The following is a 14,835-nucleotide window of genomic DNA, read 5'->3' as shown; positions in this document are numbered from 1 at the left end:
CCAAGCGGCCCATGCCTACCCGCGCCCCTTCGGCCCCGTCCCGCTGGTGAACTCCGGCAGGGCGGGGCCTACTCGATTTCCGGGGCCGGACGCTCGGCCGGTGGCACAACCGCCGATCCCTTGCCCCACCGGGTGGTGATCAGACCTTGTTCCTCGCGCAGCACTTCGAGCGCCCGTCGGATGGTCATGGTCGCCATGCCGAACCGAGCACACAGAGCCGACTCCGAAGGGAACGGCTCGCCCTGGTCGTAGATGCCACTCCGAATCTCGGCGGCCAACTCGGCAGCCGCGAGACGGTACGGCGGTATGCGCTTCGGGCGATCAGACATGACAGCAGCCTAGAGAGGCAGCCCGATCCGCTCTACTTAGATGAGTAGGTGGGTAGATAACTTAGATGAGTTGCCCTATGTTGGGGTCGCAACGAAAAACCCCCGAAAGCCTGGCCGGGCCTTCGAGGGCAATGCCGAACAGCTTTAGGGAGCTGAATCGACATGCGCCACTTTATCGTCCTCGCCCTACGGGCCCTCCTTCGCTTGGTTCTGCCGGCTCGGGGCCGGCACCGCCGCCTCCGTCCTCTGGTCGTGGTCTGCGCCCCCACCGAGCCCGTAGAGCTGGCCAAGCCGAGGCGCATCATCTGCGCGCCCACTCGGCCCGTCTCGGTGCTCGACCTGCGCGAGACCGTGCACCAACAGCCGTCCAGCCTGGCGCCCGCCTACCTGGTCGCGTTCGAGCGCATGACCGCCTCGCAGCAGGACCAAGCAAGGCGGCGCGGCGCGAACGAAATGGCCGATCGGTGGGCGAAGATCATCGAGTTTGAGTTGAAGCGGAATGCGGATGATCAGCGGCGCCGCAGGGCCGCATTGTTCGCCGCCGCGCTCGACCTGCCCGACCCGGAGCATTGGCTCGACAGCATCACGACCGGTGTCCCGCACACCCTCGCCGGGAAGGTGGCGTAATGGCTCAGGAAAAGACCAGGAAGCCCGCTGCGCGGCGCTGCACCCGTTGTCACCGGCTCACCGCGAGCCCCGTACTGGTCGGTTCCATCGCCCACCGCTGTGTCGCCTCGGTGCCGTACGCGCAGGAGCTCGTCCCGGCGGGCTGACCACGGGGCGGGTGTCCCCGGGGACGTTTCCGGCCGACCGCCGATCACGTATCGGCGGTCGGTCGTGCCATCCATCGGCAGAAATCCGCACAAACTACGCTCATCATCATGGACCCCACGCCATCGCTGCCTGACCCCGTCACTCCCGGTGAGCCGAAGGGCGACGAGCAGGCGCCCCACCGTGTCCCCGAGATCTCCTCGCTCGGGCTGGACACGCTGGTCACCGAGGTGTCGGAACGACTGCAGTCGGCCGCCGCCGTCACGGACCGGATGCAGCGGTTGTTGGAGGCGGTCGTCTCGGTCGGGGCGGGGCTGGACCTGCATGCCACCCTGCACCGGATCGCCACCGGCGCCGCCGAGCTGGTGGGCGCCCGGTACGCGGCGCTCGGGGTGATCGCGCCGGGTGGGCATGGGCTGTCGGACTTCATCCACGTCGGGGTGGACGACGCCACGGCCGCCGAGATCGGGGAGCTGCCGGTCGGCCGGGGCATCCTCGGGGCGCTGATCGACCGGCCCGAGCCGTTGCGGCTGAGCGACCTCACAGCCGATCCGCGCTCGTACGGCTTCCCGCCGCACCACCCGGGCATGAAGACCTTCCTCGGCGAACCGATCCGGGTTCGCGACGAGGTGTTCGGCAATCTCTACCTGACCGAGAAGCGCGGGGGAGGCGCCTTCACGCCCGAGGACGAGCAGGTGGTGCACGCGCTCGCCGCGGCGGCCGGCGTCGCGATCGAGAACTCCCGCCTCTACGAGGAAGGCCTGCGCCGGGAGCGGTGGATCGCCGGTGCGGCGGCGGTCACGACCGCGCTGCTCTCCACCGACCAGGCGGAGTCCGCGCTGACCGTCGCCGCCGAGCAGGTGCGGGAGCTGGCGGACGCCGCGCTGGGCATGATCCTGCTGCCGACCGTGGACGGTCAGATGCGGGTCGCCCACGCGTCCGGGGAAGTGGCGGAGTTCCTTCAGGGTGAGTTGATGCCGCGCAACAGCGTCGCGGCCAAGCTGCTCCTGGGGGAGAGCGTCCATCTCGACGACATGTCCACCGACCCGACCGTGGTGATCCGGCTCGCCCGCAGTTTCGGCCCCTCGCTGGCGGTGCCGATGGTCGCCGCCGGACGGGTGCTCGGCGGTCTGTGCGTCTGGCGTCCGCGCGGGGCGCAGCCGTTCACGGACGCCGAGAAGCAGCTCGCCGAGACCTTCGCCTCGCAGGCCGCGCTCGCGCTGCGGCTCGCGGAGGGCCAGCGCGACCAGCAGCGGCTCGCCGTCTTCCAGGACCGCGACCGGATCGCCCGCGACCTCCACGACCTGGTCATCCAGCGGCTGTTCGCCACCGGGATGATGCTGGAGGGGGCCGCCCGGCGGGCCATCGTCCCCGAGGTGAAGGTCCGGATCGGTGAGGCGGTCGACGAGCTGGACGCCACCATCCAGGAGGTCCGCACCACCATCTACGCGCTCCAACACGACGACCACGGCGACGCGCCCGACACCCTGCGCACCCGGGTGCTGCGCGAGTGCAGCCAGACCGCGGCGGCGCTCGGCTTCAAGCCCTCGGTCTCCTTCGTCGGCCCGGTGGAGAGCCTGGTCGGCGAGAAGACCGGGCGTCAACTGCTGGCCGCACTGCGGGAGATGCTCTCCAACGTGGCCCGGCACGCCAGGGCCTCCCGGGTCGGCGTGGAGGTCGACGCGATCGTGCACCTGGACGACGAGGGGCGGCCGGTCGGCGGCGACCCGGAGTCGCTCGACCGGGGCGGGCGCCCGGGCGTCCTGCTGACCGTCACGGACGACGGCGTCGGCATCCCCGAGGGCGGTCGGCGCAGCGGCCTGCGCAATCTGGCCCGGCGCGCCGAGGCGCTCGGCGGCGACGCCTGGCACGAGCCCGGGCCGCACGGCCGGGGCACCCGGGTGCGGTGGACGGCCCGGCTCTGAACACCCGTGCAGGTGGTGGGTCTGTCCCGGGGGAGCCGTCGAACGGTCGGTGAACGAGGCCCGGCGCCCGCGCGGGTGGTTGGCGCGCGGTTGGTGTGCAGTCGGTGAAAGTTTAACGAGGGAGAACTTCGCGGCCAACGGAGCAAGTTGTGCAATTCGTGGCCTTCCGGTGCTCTCGTCAGCACACATAGCTTTACTCCCGTCTCGGAGAGCAAACCGGACTGTGGGGGAGCAGTGGACGCGTCAAGTCGCGGTCACACCGCAGCAGGGGCAGGGCGCGGGGGGTTCCGGGTCGAACGGGCACCGGACGGGCGGTACCGCTGGCAACTGAAGGCACCGAACGGACGCGTCGTCGCCGTCACCCAGGCCGCGTACGAGACGGCCGGGGAGGCGGAGCGCGGCTTCGACGGCTTACGGGCCGGCGCCGAGGGGCTCACCGCCCGGATCACGCACGTCCGGGACGGCATCGGGTGGATCTGGGTCGTCCCCGGCACCCGCGCCATCCCGGAGGTGCGCTCCAGCCGCGCGTACGAGCGGTACGCGACCTGCCAGAACGCCTTCCGGCGCTTCGTCGTGCTGCTGGCCAAGCAGCCCGCCCTCGAACGCCCCGAACGCATCGAACGCCCCGAGCGCCCAGAACGCCCCGAACTGCCGGAGAGAGGACCGTCGTTGAGAACATCCGATGTCCGCTGAGCGGCGCGGTCCGCGGCTGCTCGGCGTCCCGGTCGGCGACCGTTCGCTGTCCTGGGCGCTGCGCGCGGCGAACGGCCGGCAGCTCGGCGTCGGCGTGCGCACCTACCGCACCGAGGCGGAACTCGCCGAGGCGGTCCGTGAGTTGATCATCGAGCGGGCCGCGCTGCGCTGCACCGTCGGCCAGTCCGAGGCCCGGCTCTGGGTGTGGACGGCGTACCTGCCGGTCCGCACCACCCGCCCGGGCGCCGCCGGCGCGGCCGGCCCGGTGGCGCGCAGTGCCCGCGGCTACCTCCGGCGGGACCAGTGCCAGGCCGGGGTGGCCGGCTTCCTCGCCGGACTCCAGCGGCTGGGCCAGGAGTCGCGCCGCCCCGGCCGGGACGACGCCTGGCCGTTCTGACGGCCCGTCCGCCGAAGCGCAGCCGCCCTCGGGCGGCTTCTCGCGCTGCCCCGGCACCGCCCCGGCGCTGCCCCGGCACCGCCCCGGCGCTGCCCCCGTGCGGGGCCCCGTTTCCCCCTCTTCCGGTGAAGCACAGGTATCCGGCAACCCCCCGAGCCGCCACCTGGAGAAGAACGTCACCGGCCTCCCACCTGCGGCTTTTCCCCCCTCCACGGCCGGGCTGACCTGTCGCTAAACCTCTCCGAACCGAGAAATCGACAATCGCCCTCCGCTCCGCTCCGCCCTTCCGACGGAACCGCGCCGACCGACAGGATCGGCACTGCCGGAGCGGCCGCCGCGGACGTGGCCACCGGTCCCGGGCCTGACCACCAGCACCCGGGCACAGCGATGTACGTCTCTCCCACCGGAGGAAGAGGAACATGCGCAAGACCGCTGCCAAGCTGCTCGCCGCCGCCGCCATCGCCACCTCGGTCGCCACCGTCGCCGCCGGCACCGCCGCCGCCGACCCGTCGACCCTGCCCACCCTGCCGGCCGCGAAGGACATCGTGGGTGTCGGCTCCGACACCACCCAGTCCGTCCTGAACGGCCTGTCGGTCGGCTACAATGCCGCCCTGACCGCCGCGGGCAACACCACCTCGCCGCGTCTGTACAGCTGGGACGCGACCGGCTCCTCCCCGATCACCACCAAGACCGGTGCCACCTCGATCGCCCGCCCGAACGGCTCGGGCGCCGGCATCGCCGCCCTGGACGCCAACACCAGCGCCACGGTCGACTTCGCCCGCTCCTCGCGCGCCCCGCAGACCGGCGACCTGACCACCGACCTGTTCGTCGCGCTCGCCAAGGACGCCGTGTCCTGGGCCGCGAAGAGCGGCGGCAACGCCCCGGCCAACCTCACCACCGCCCAGCTCAAGGGCATCTACGAGTGCACCATCACCAACTGGCAGCAGATCGACCCGTCGCTGACCAACGCCACCATCAAGCCCTTCCTGCCGCAGACCAGCTCCGGCACCCGCACCTTCTTCCTGAAGACCATCGGTAGCGGCACCCCGGTCGTCCCGGGCGCCTGCGTGGTCTCCGGTACCCAGGAGAACCAGGGCAGCGACCCGGTCCTGAACGACAGCAACGCGGTCGTCCCCTACTCCGTCGCCCACTACGTCGGCCAGGTCTACTACGGCCAGGGCGCCGGAAGCGACGTCCAGGGCCCGCTGACCGTCCGCAACGTCAACGGCGTCGCCCCGGTCGACACCGTCAACAAGACCATCGCGTCCGCCTTCGCCGGCACCACCTACGGCCGCGTGGTCTACAACGTCGTCCGCAGCGCCGACTGGAACGCGACCGACGCCCACGCCGCGGCCCTGAAGGCGATCTTCGGTGTCGGCGGCTGGATCTGCACCAACGGCGGCGCCGGCTCCAACATCATCAAGAGCTACGGCTTCCTCGCCCTGCCGAACGGCGCCTGCGGCTCCACCACCCACATCTGATCCACCCCGCCGCACCCGCGTCACCAGCGCCACCAGCACCACCAGCGCCACCCGCACCGACCGGCGGCCACGGGCCTCGCGCCCGTGGCCGTCGGCTGCCCGCCACCCGCCGTCGGCCGCCCGCCGACCGCGTGGCCACCCGCCGCCCGCGTGGCGCGCCCGCTCCACCCAGCACCGCCTCCACCTCTCCCAAGGAGTCCAGCATGTCCCGTACCCGCGCCCGCCTCGCCGCGACCGGTGCCGCCGTCGTTCTCGCCGTCACCGGCATGAGCGGTGCGGCCGTCGCCGACGCGGCTCCGGCGAGCACGCCGCCCACCGGCAGCGCGGTGGTCACCTCCAGCACCGCCTTCCTGAAGGACCAGGCGCTCAACGGCATCGTGGTCATCCCGCTGCCGGCCGCCGCCCCCGCGTACGACAGCGCCACGGGCATCACCACCACCTTCCCGGTGACGGGTGGCTCGGGCGACCTGTCCGCCTACTACGGCGACATCGACCTCGGCGGCGGCCTGCTCTTCGTCAACGTGTTCACCGGCAGGAGCGCCACCTTCAAGCAGCTGCACTTCAGCGTCGGCAACTGGCAGATCACCGGCGTCCCGGTCGGCGGCACCGCCCCGGTCGCGCTGCTGGACCCGGCCGGCGACAGCCAGGTCTCCCGGGCCGGCGGCGTTCAGACCCTGGCCTCGTCCGACCTCCAGGTGGACGCGGCGGGCGCGCAGTACCTGGACTCCAAGCTCAACACCTCCTTCTTCAAGGGCGGCCAGTCGGTCGGCTCGCTCGCGGTGTCCTTCACCCCCGGCAGCTGATCCAGCGTCAAGAAGGCGTCGCCGCAGCACCGCGGGCCCGCGCTCCGGCGCGGGCCCACCGGCATGTGGAGTTCCCAACTCCGGTACGGAGTCGTCGCGTTGTGGCCTCGTACATCCGGTCGACCGGATCCGGCCATGTCGGGCTGGCCGAATAGTAGGCAACCGGAGCCGTCAGCCCGAGCGCGACATCCCCTCGTGCCGCCCCCGGGCGGCTCGCCACTCCCGGAGGTGCCAGTCATGAGATTCCGCGTACCCGAACCGAGAGCGCGAGGGCGGTGGCGTCGGCGACTACCCTCGCTGACTCTCGTCCTGGCCGTGGTGGGTGCCCTGGTGACGGTGCCGGTCGGGCTGGGCACCGTGACCGGGGCGAGCGCGGCCTCGTCGGTCACCGTGACGGGGCCGAAGGTCTGGCAGCCGGCGCCCGTGTCGGCCTACGGGCCCAACGGGAGCGTCACCGTCTCGCAGACGGACAACCTCACGGACCAGGTGGTCCAGGTCTCCTGGAGCGGTTTCACCCCGAGCGTCAGCCGGGTGGACGGGCACTTCCCCACCGCGGTGAACCAGCGGAACGACGAAGTCCTGTACCCCGTCCGGATCTACCAGTGCCGGGGGGCCGATCCCAAGGTCACCGACTGCTACGGCAGCACGCTGTTCAACGCCGATCCGGCGAAGGAGTTCGAGCAGCCGACCCCTCGGGAGGGCACCACCACGCCGGACTTCCCGTCCAACATGCGGATCGCGGTGACCGGCGCGGACGGCTCCGGCGCCGCCGCGATCGAGCTCTGGTCGAAGAAGCTGAGCCCCTCGCTCGGGTGCGACGCCCAGCACGCCTGCTCCATCGTGGTCGAGGCCAACTACGGCGGCGACCCGCTGGACTTCTACCAGCTGCGGGGCGGACAGCCGGACTGCGCGGACCACTCGGTCGACAACGACGGCTTCTTCATGTTCACGGCCTCGGACGCGATCGTGGACGGGACGTACGACAACCCGACCACCGGCAACCGCGGCGGCGAGCTGTGCGCGTGGAACAACCGGACGGTGATCCCGATCCACTTCGCGGCCACCCCGGACGAGTGCCGGGCGGCCCAGAACCCGGACATCGTCGCGGCGGGCCTGGAGATGGCCAACCGCGCCATGCAGCAGTGGATCACCGGCCTCTGCCTGGAGAAGTCCCCGCTCGCCGTCCAGTACACCTCGGCCGGCGGCGAGCCCCAGGCCAGGCGGTCCTTCCTGAGCGGCACCCGGGTGAACCTCGGCCTGACGGCCCTCCCGGACCGGGACACGCCCACCCGGCCCTATGTGTACGCGCCGATCACCAACACCGGCATCTCGGTCGTGTACTGGGTGGACGACCCGAAGACGGGGCGGCAGTTCCGGGACCTGCGGCTGAACCCGCGCCTGCTCGCCAAGATGCTCACCCAGACCTACGCCTCGCCGGGCATCGTGCTGCCCACGGTCGCGGGCAATCCCGTCTGCCTCTTCGACGACGGGGAGTTCAGGAAGCTGAACCCGCTGCCGGCCGCGAGCGGCCAGAGCTGGCCGGAGTGCTCCGGCACGGCCCCCAGCCTGCCGATCGTGCTCGGCACCTCCACCGACATGACCTCGCTGCTGACCACCTGGATCGCGAGCGACCCGGACGCCGCGCGCTTCCTGGAGGGCGAGCGCGACCCGTGGGGCACCCGGATCAACACCCGGTACCTCCGGCCGGGCTTCACCGGGTTCCCGGTCGACCAGCTGATCAGGCAGGACGACAGCGGCATCGTGGTGAAGCCGGGCGAGCCGCACAACTCCGAGGACGTGGAGCACTGGAAGCAGTACGAGTGGAACCCGCTGCAGACCAGCCTCAGCGACCTGATCCGGTGGGTGCAGCAGGGCCAGCCGACCGGTAGGCAGCCCACCATCGAGGCCGACGGCACCCACAAGAAGATCCCCGCGCAGGCGATCGGGCAGCGCACCATCTTCGCGATCCTGGACAGCGCCCAGGCCAAGGCCTACAGCCTCCCCGAGGCGGCGCTGCTGAACGCCGCGGGCGCCTATGTGTCGCCCACGGCCAACGCCTTCCAGGCCGCGGTGGCGGACATGCCGGTGGACCCCGCCACCGGTACCCAGCTGCTGCCCTACGGCCAGGCGGACAGCGGCTACGGGCGGGACCAGCGGGCGTACCCGCTGACGGTCGTCCAGTACGCGATGGCGCCGACCGGCGGGCTCGGCGACCGGACGGCCGCGGTCACCCGCTTCCTGAAGACCGTCACCGACACCGGCCAGCTCTACGGCGTGGAGCCGGGGCGGCTGCCCGAGGGCTTCCTGGCGCTGACCAAGGACCAGCGGGCGCAGGCCCAGGAGGCGATCCGGCACGTCGAGGCGCAGGACGGCAGGTGGCCGGGCAACCAGAAGCCGCCGGCCGAGCCGGGCGGCGGTGAGCACGAGCCGGAGCCGGGTGCCGGCGGCTCGGGCGGCTCCGGCAGCGGTGGCACGCCGGCCGAGGGGACCGGCGGTTCCACCGGGGGCGGCACCGGCGGTGCGGGGACGACGGGCGGTACGGGCGGTACGGGTTCCACGGGCGGTACGGGGACGACCGGCGGCACCGCCACGGGGACCGACGGCGGCACCGGCGGCACCGGCGGGAGCAGCGGTTCCGGCAGCGGCGGCCTCGGGTCCACCGGCACGACCGGTGGCGGCGCGGCCCCCGCGGCGGGTGCGCCCGCCGCGCAGCCGGCCGCCGAGCCCGCCGCGGCCGCAGGCACGGGTGCCGGCGCGACACCGGGCCGGGGCACCGGCCCGGCCGCCGCCGCGCCGAAGGCGGCGGGTTCGCCCGCCCCGGACCGGTCCGGCGGAGCGCGCCTGCTGCTGCCGATCGCGCTGATCGCGGGCCTGGTGCTGCTGGTCGGCGGTCCGGCCGCGCTGCTGCTGGGCGGCACCGCGGCCGGTGCGCGGGTGATCGGCGCCACGCGCACCGTGTGGGCGCGGATCCGCCGCCGGCCCTGACACCGCCCGACCGGTGAGGACTCGGCGGGGCCGCCGTCCCGGCCCCGCCGAGTCCCCTTCCCGGGGGCGGGTACCCCTGTCCCGGCGTGCGCGCCGGGGCGGCGGCGCCCGTCCACCGATCCCTGGACCGAGCAGTTCCCACCGAGCGCGCCGGAGAGCAGATGACAGCCGCCGCCGAGCCTGCGGCACCCCACGCCGAGGCTCCACGCCAGCCCGACCCCGACGTACCCCGCACCATCACCTCCCCCGCCACCAAGGGCGACCGCGTGTTCCGCGGCCTGCTGCGGGCGGCCGGCCTCTCGGTCTTCGCGATCATGGGGCTGATCGCCTTCTTCCTGCTGCTGCGCGGCGCCCAGGCGCTCCGGGCGGTGGGCGTCGACTTCTTCACCGAGACGAAGTGGCAGACGCAGGCGCACAACTTCGGCATCGCCGCCGTCCTGCCGAACGGCATCCTGATCGCGGTGATCGCGCTGGTCATCGCCGTTCCGGTGGCGATCGCGGCGGCGGTCTTCATCTCGGAGTACGCGCCGGTGCGGCTGCGCGCCGCGCTGATCTCGCTGGTCGACCTGATGGCGGCCATCCCCAGCATCGTCTACGGACTCTGGGGCCTGTTCTTCCTCCAGCCGCGGATCATCGGCTTCTCCCGCTGGCTGACCAACCACGTGGGCGACACCGTCCCCTTCCTGAAGGTGCGGACCGGCGACATCGGCACCTCCTACACCTCGTCCACCTTCATCGCGGGTGTGGTGGTCTCGCTGATGATCATCCCGATCATCACCTCGCTGAGCCGCGAGGTGTTCTCGCAGGCCCCGCAGGGCGAGCGCGAGGGCGCGTACGCGCTGGGGTCGACCCGGTGGGGCATGGTGCGCACGGTGGTGCTGCCGTTCGGGCGCGGCGGTGTGATCGGCGCGGTGATGCTCGGCTTCGGGCGCGCGATGGGCGAGACCATCGCCGTCGCGCTGATCATCTCGCCGAGCTTCAAGCCGATGACCCACATCCTGGAGAACGGCGGCAACTCGATCTCAGCCCTGATCGCGCTGCGGTTCGGCGAGTCGGACTCGCTGTCGCTCTCCGCGCTGATGGCGGCCGGCCTGGTGCTGTTCGCGCTCACCCTGCTGGTCAACGTGGGCGCGGGCTTCGTGATCAACCGCTCGCGCTCCGGCACGGCGACGGCGGACTGACCCGTGGCCGCTCAGAGAACCCGTCACCGGGGCCGCGGGCCCCGACCGCTGCCACCGCTCCGCCGCCGTGAAGGGACGCACCGATGACCACCCTCGACAAGGCGCCCGCCGAGCCGTCCGCCGAGCCGTCCGCCGAATTGTTCGCGGAGCCGTCCGCCGAATTGTTCGCGGAGCCGTCCGCCGAATTGTTCGCGGGCCCCGAACGGAAGCTGAAGCTGGGCGGAGTCACCCGGGAGGACGTGTTCACCGTCCTCGGCGCGCTCGTCGGCTCGTTCGGGCTCGACTGGGTGCTGTACGAGCGGGTGCTGCCGTTCAGCGGCGCGCTCGGCTTCCTGCTCTGCTGGTACCTGCTCTTCCTGGTCGGCTACTACGGCCTCGGCCGCCTCCAGTGGGGCGGGCTGATGGTGCGCGAGCGGCTGGCCTCGGTGGTCGCCTGGAGCTCCGGCGCGCTGGTCGTCGGGCTGATCGCCGACCAGATCGGCTACGTCGCCTCGCGCGGCTACGAGGCGGCCCAGCACGCGAACTTCCTCACCGAGACGATGGAGCGGACCGCCTCGCTGTCGCCGATCACCTCCGGCGGCGCGATCCACGCGGTGGTCGGTTCGCTCGAACAACTGGGCCTGGCCACGCTGTTCGCCGTCCCGCTGGGCATCGCCGCGGCGGTCTTCATGTCCGAGGTGGGCGGCCGGATGGCCCGCCCGGTGCGGACCCTGGTCGAGGCGATGACGGCGCTGCCGTCGATCGTCGCGGGCCTGTTCATCCTCGGGATCGTCATCCTCACCTTCGGCTTCGACAAGAGCGGCTTCGCCGCCTCACTGGCGCTGACCGTGATGATGATGCCGATCGTCACCCGGGCCGCCGAGGTGGTCATCCGGCTCGTCCCCGGCACCCTGCGGGAGGCCTCCTACGCGCTGGGCGGCAGCCAGTGGCGGACGGTCTGGAACGTCGTCCTGCCGACCGCCCGGCGCGGTCTGGTGACGGCCGTGGTGCTGGGCATGGCCCGGGCGGTCGGCGAGACCTCGCCCGTCCTGCTGACCGCGGGCTTCACCTCCCGGATGAACGCCAACCCCTTCGAGGGCCACCAGATCTCGCTGCCGCTCTACATCTGGAGCTACGTCAAGCTGCCGGTCGACGAGATGGTCGCCCGGGCCTTCGCGGCCGGTCTGACCCTGATGGCGGTCGTGCTGATCCTCTTCGTCACCGCCCGGATGCTCGGCGGCCGGGCGGCGGGGGAGCCGAGCCGCCGTCAGAAGCGCCGGCTGGCGCGGGCCGAGCGGGAGGCCCGGGCGCTCCGTCCGGTCCCGGTCGCCGCTCCCGCTTCCGCCACCGCTCCCGCGCCGCTCCGGCCGGCCGTCGCCACCGGGGAGCACTGATGTTCCCCGCCACCACCCTCCGCACCAGAGGAGTTCCCATGTCGCGGGAGGCCGAACGCCGCCCCCTGAAGCGCCCCTTGGGCGTGCTGCTGTCCACCCTGCTCGCGGTCGGCTCGGCGCTGCTGGGGCAGGCCACCCCGGCGCACGCCGCCGTCGCGCTCACGGCCAGCGGTTCCAGCTGGGCCTTCCCGGCGATCGACCAGTGGCGCCAGGACGTCGGCCCGCAGGGCATCCAGATCGACTTCAACGCCGTCGGCTCGGCCGTCGGCCGGCAGGACTGGAACACCGGCCGGAACGACTTCAGCGCCTCCGACGTGCCGTTCCGCACCCGGGCGGACACCGGTGCCGGCGAGGCCGCCCAGCGCGCCGGCCAGGCCGGCGTGGAGAAGGTCGTCTACGGCTACTCCTACGTGCCGATCACCGCCGGCGGCACGGCGCTGATGTACCACCTGACCGTCGGCGGCAAGCAGGTCCGCGACCTGCGGCTCTCCACCCAGACGATCATGGACATCTTCACGAACAAGATCACCAACTGGAACGACCCGAAGATCACCGCGGACTACGGCAAGGCGCTGCCGAACATCCCGATCACCCCGGTGGTCCGCTCCGACGGCTCCGGCGCGACCGCGCAGTTCACCCGCTGGATGAGCCACTCCTTCCCGTCCCAGTGGGAGGAGTACTGCAAGGCCGTCAACGGCGTCAGCTGCGGCGACTACACCGAGTTCTTCCCGCCCTCCGGCCGGATGACCGCGCAGAGCGGCTCGGACGTCGTCGCCACCTACATCAAGGCCAGCTCCGGCGAGGGCACCATCGGCTACGACGAGTACGCCTTCGCCAAGCGCAGCGACTGGCCGGTGGTGAAGGTCCTCAACCCGGCCGGCTACTACACCCTGCCGACCGCCTCCAACGTCGCCGTGGCGCTCACCGCGGCCAGGATCCGCGGCGTCGACGACAGCACGCCGCCGGACGACCCGAACTACCTCCAGCAGAACCTCGACGGCGTCTACACCAACGGCGACAAGCGCTCGTACCCGCTGTCCAGCTACAGCTACCTGATCGTGCCGCGCAGCAACTCGCTCCAGGCGCTGCCGAAGTTCTCCAACGACAAGGGCTCGGCGCTCAGCCGGTTCCTCTCCTACGTGCTCTGCCAGGGCCAGGGCGAGGCGGACGACCTCGGCTACTCGCCCATCCCGCGCGGCCTGGTCCGCGGCGGCCTGCTCCAGACCCAGCACATCCCCGGCAACGCGAGCACCGTCAACCCGGACACCCTGGCCGGCTGCGCCAACCCGACCCTGAACGCGGCGGGCCAGCTGACCATCCTCGACAGCGCCCCGCAGCCCAGCGCGTGCGACGCCAAGGGCACCCCGCTGGACTGCAAGGTGGAGAACGGCCAGCCGGTGAAGACCGGCTCGGGGGGCTCAGGTTCGGCCTCCGGCGGCGCGGCGGCGGGCGGCTCGGGCTCCGGCTCGGGCGGTTCGGCCTCCGGCGGCGCTGCCGCGGGCGGCACCGGCGGCACCGGCGGCGCGGCCACCACGGGCGGCGCCGGGACCATCGGCAAGACCGGCACCGGCCAGGGCGCCGGCGCCAAGACCCCGGGTGCGGCCGGAACCGGCGGCGGCACGGGCGGCGCCGGGACGACCGGCGGCGACCCGGCCGCCGGCACCGGAGCGGCGGGCGACCCCAACGCGCCGGCCGGCGAGGCCACCGACCCGAACGCGGCGGCCGTCGAGGGCGACGGCCAGGCCGGCGAGCAGGTCGTCGACCCGCAGACCGGTCAGGTGGTCGCGCGCGGTCGCGGCGGCGGCACCGCCACCGAGGTGGCCGCGGACGTGGTGAACGTCGGCGGCCGGCCCGAGGACTGGACGCTCACCGTGCTCACCGCGCTCGAACTGCTCGCGGTCGTCGTCGTGCCGCCGCTGCTCGGCCGGCGCCTGCTGCGCCGCCGCCACGACAACGGGGGCCGGTCGTGACCGCCCCGGTGCTGGAGAAGCCGTCCCCGGCCGCCGCCCCGGTCCCGGTCCCGCATCCCGCTTCGACCGGGGACGGGGGCTCCGGCCGGACGGTCGGGCGGGTCCGCTTCCTCCAGGCAGCCTGGGCGGTGAGCCTGCTCGCGGCGCTCACCCTGGGCTTCGTCGGCTACCTGTTCACCCTCTCGCACGTCCAGCAGAAGCACTTCCAGTCCACCGCCTACAAGTCCTACCGGGACCAGCTCGGCAAGGCGACCGCCCCGACCGGCCGGGCCGCCGACGGCGCCCCCGTCGCGCTGCTGGACATCCCGGCGATCGGGCTGCACCGGTCCGTCGTGGTGGAGGGCACCACCGGCCGGGACCTCATGCGCGGTCCCGGCCACCGCCGGGACACCGCGCTGCCCGGGCAGACCGGGGTCGCGGTGCTGTTCGGCCGCGGGGCGACCTTCGGGGCGCCGTTCGGCCGGCTCACCGAGCTGCGGGTGGGCGACAGGATCCAGGCCACCACCGGCCAGGGCACGTTCACCTACACCGTCAACGTGTACGGCGACCAGGACCACCCGATCGCCGACCCGGCCCGCAACCGGCTGGTGCTGGTGACCGGCGACTCCGACTGGATCCCGGGTTCGACGGTGATGATCGGCGCCCGGCTGGACGGCGACCCGGTGGCCAACCCGGGCGGCCGCCCCGCCACCGTGCCGTACGACAAGGCGCTGGCCGCCGACAAGGGCGCGCTGGCCGCGCTGCAGCTGTGGACGCTGGGACTGCTCGGCGCGGTGGTCGCCGCCGTCGTGCTGGCCCGGCACTGGCACCGCTCCGCCGCCTACCTCAGCCTCGCGCCGGTGGTCGGCGCGCTGCTCTGGGCGGTCTACGAGAACGCCGCCGCCCTGCTGCCCAACCTCTACTGACGCGCGCCCGGAGGACCGTACC

Annotated in this window: 13 protein-coding genes; 12 read left to right on the top strand and 1 reads right to left on the bottom strand. The window is 72.9% G+C overall.

Annotation, left to right across the window (positions count from 1 at the left end):
- Window positions 1-68: 68 nt before the first annotated feature.
- Complete coding sequence (locus ACFP3U_RS31075) at window positions 69-329, bottom strand: GntR family transcriptional regulator (protein WP_380229069.1); 261 nt, start codon at window positions 327-329, stop codon at window positions 69-71.
- 162 nt (window positions 330-491) lie between these two features.
- On the opposite strand from ACFP3U_RS31075, the gene ACFP3U_RS31070 reads away from it, so the two are divergent.
- The 12 genes from ACFP3U_RS31070 to ACFP3U_RS31015 all read left to right on the top strand — a co-directional run bounded on the left by ACFP3U_RS31070 (window position 492) and on the right by ACFP3U_RS31015 (window position 14,813).
- The gene (locus tag ACFP3U_RS31070) at window positions 492-956 is read left to right on the top strand and encodes a hypothetical protein (protein ID WP_380229068.1); all 465 of its coding nucleotides are present in this window, start codon (window positions 492-494) and stop codon (window positions 954-956) included.
- A complete protein-coding gene (locus ACFP3U_RS31065) occupies window positions 956-1,102 on the top strand; it encodes a hypothetical protein (RefSeq protein WP_380229066.1) in 147 nt (48 codons plus the stop codon). Before ACFP3U_RS31070 ends, ACFP3U_RS31065 begins: the two co-directional genes overlap by 1 nt.
- Window positions 1,103-1,210: 108 nt before the next feature.
- The gene (locus tag ACFP3U_RS31060; protein WP_380229065.1) at window positions 1,211-3,025 is read left to right on the top strand and encodes a sensor histidine kinase; all 1,815 of its coding nucleotides are present in this window, start codon (window positions 1,211-1,213) and stop codon (window positions 3,023-3,025) included.
- Window positions 3,026-3,259: 234 nt separating this feature from the next.
- On the top strand, window positions 3,260-3,718 hold the full coding sequence (locus ACFP3U_RS31055; protein ID WP_380229064.1) for a YegP family protein: 459 nt from the start codon (window positions 3,260-3,262) through the stop codon (window positions 3,716-3,718).
- The gene (locus tag ACFP3U_RS31050; protein WP_380229063.1) at window positions 3,708-4,115 is read left to right on the top strand and encodes a hypothetical protein; all 408 of its coding nucleotides are present in this window, start codon (window positions 3,708-3,710) and stop codon (window positions 4,113-4,115) included. The genes ACFP3U_RS31055 and ACFP3U_RS31050 overlap by 11 nt, the downstream gene beginning before the upstream one ends.
- A 419-nt stretch (window positions 4,116-4,534) precedes the next feature.
- Complete coding sequence (locus ACFP3U_RS31045) at window positions 4,535-5,596, top strand: PstS family phosphate ABC transporter substrate-binding protein (protein WP_380229062.1); 1,062 nt, start codon at window positions 4,535-4,537, stop codon at window positions 5,594-5,596.
- 203 nt (window positions 5,597-5,799) lie between these two features.
- The gene (locus ACFP3U_RS31040) at window positions 5,800-6,399 is read left to right on the top strand and encodes a hypothetical protein (RefSeq protein ID WP_380229061.1); all 600 of its coding nucleotides are present in this window, start codon (window positions 5,800-5,802) and stop codon (window positions 6,397-6,399) included.
- A gap of 315 nt (window positions 6,400-6,714) precedes the next feature.
- Window positions 6,715-9,384, top strand: a complete 2,670-nt coding sequence (locus ACFP3U_RS31035) for a hypothetical protein (RefSeq protein ID WP_380229060.1) — start codon at window positions 6,715-6,717, stop codon at window positions 9,382-9,384.
- Between the two features lie 161 nt (window positions 9,385-9,545).
- The gene (pstC, locus tag ACFP3U_RS31030; protein WP_380229059.1) at window positions 9,546-10,565 is read left to right on the top strand and encodes a phosphate ABC transporter permease subunit PstC; all 1,020 of its coding nucleotides are present in this window, start codon (window positions 9,546-9,548) and stop codon (window positions 10,563-10,565) included.
- 83 nt (window positions 10,566-10,648) lie between these two features.
- Complete coding sequence (gene pstA / locus ACFP3U_RS31025; RefSeq protein WP_380229058.1) at window positions 10,649-11,938, top strand: phosphate ABC transporter permease PstA; 1,290 nt, start codon at window positions 10,649-10,651, stop codon at window positions 11,936-11,938.
- Between the two features lie 38 nt (window positions 11,939-11,976).
- The gene (locus tag ACFP3U_RS31020) at window positions 11,977-13,908 is read left to right on the top strand and encodes a phosphate ABC transporter substrate-binding protein PstS (protein ID WP_380229057.1); all 1,932 of its coding nucleotides are present in this window, start codon (window positions 11,977-11,979) and stop codon (window positions 13,906-13,908) included.
- Window positions 13,905-14,813 (top strand): sortase, encoded by a 909-nt coding sequence (locus tag ACFP3U_RS31015; protein ID WP_380229056.1) that lies wholly within the window; start codon window positions 13,905-13,907, stop codon window positions 14,811-14,813. The genes ACFP3U_RS31020 and ACFP3U_RS31015 overlap by 4 nt, the downstream gene beginning before the upstream one ends.
- The last annotated feature ends 22 nt before the right edge of the window (window positions 14,814-14,835 follow it).

It is taken from the genome of Kitasatospora misakiensis (assembly GCF_042656005.1).
GTDB lineage: Bacteria > Actinomycetota > Actinomycetes > Streptomycetales > Streptomycetaceae > Kitasatospora > Kitasatospora misakiensis.
The sequence above is the reverse complement of the archived record's forward strand: the minus strand, read 5'-3'. Positions and strand labels throughout refer to the sequence as shown.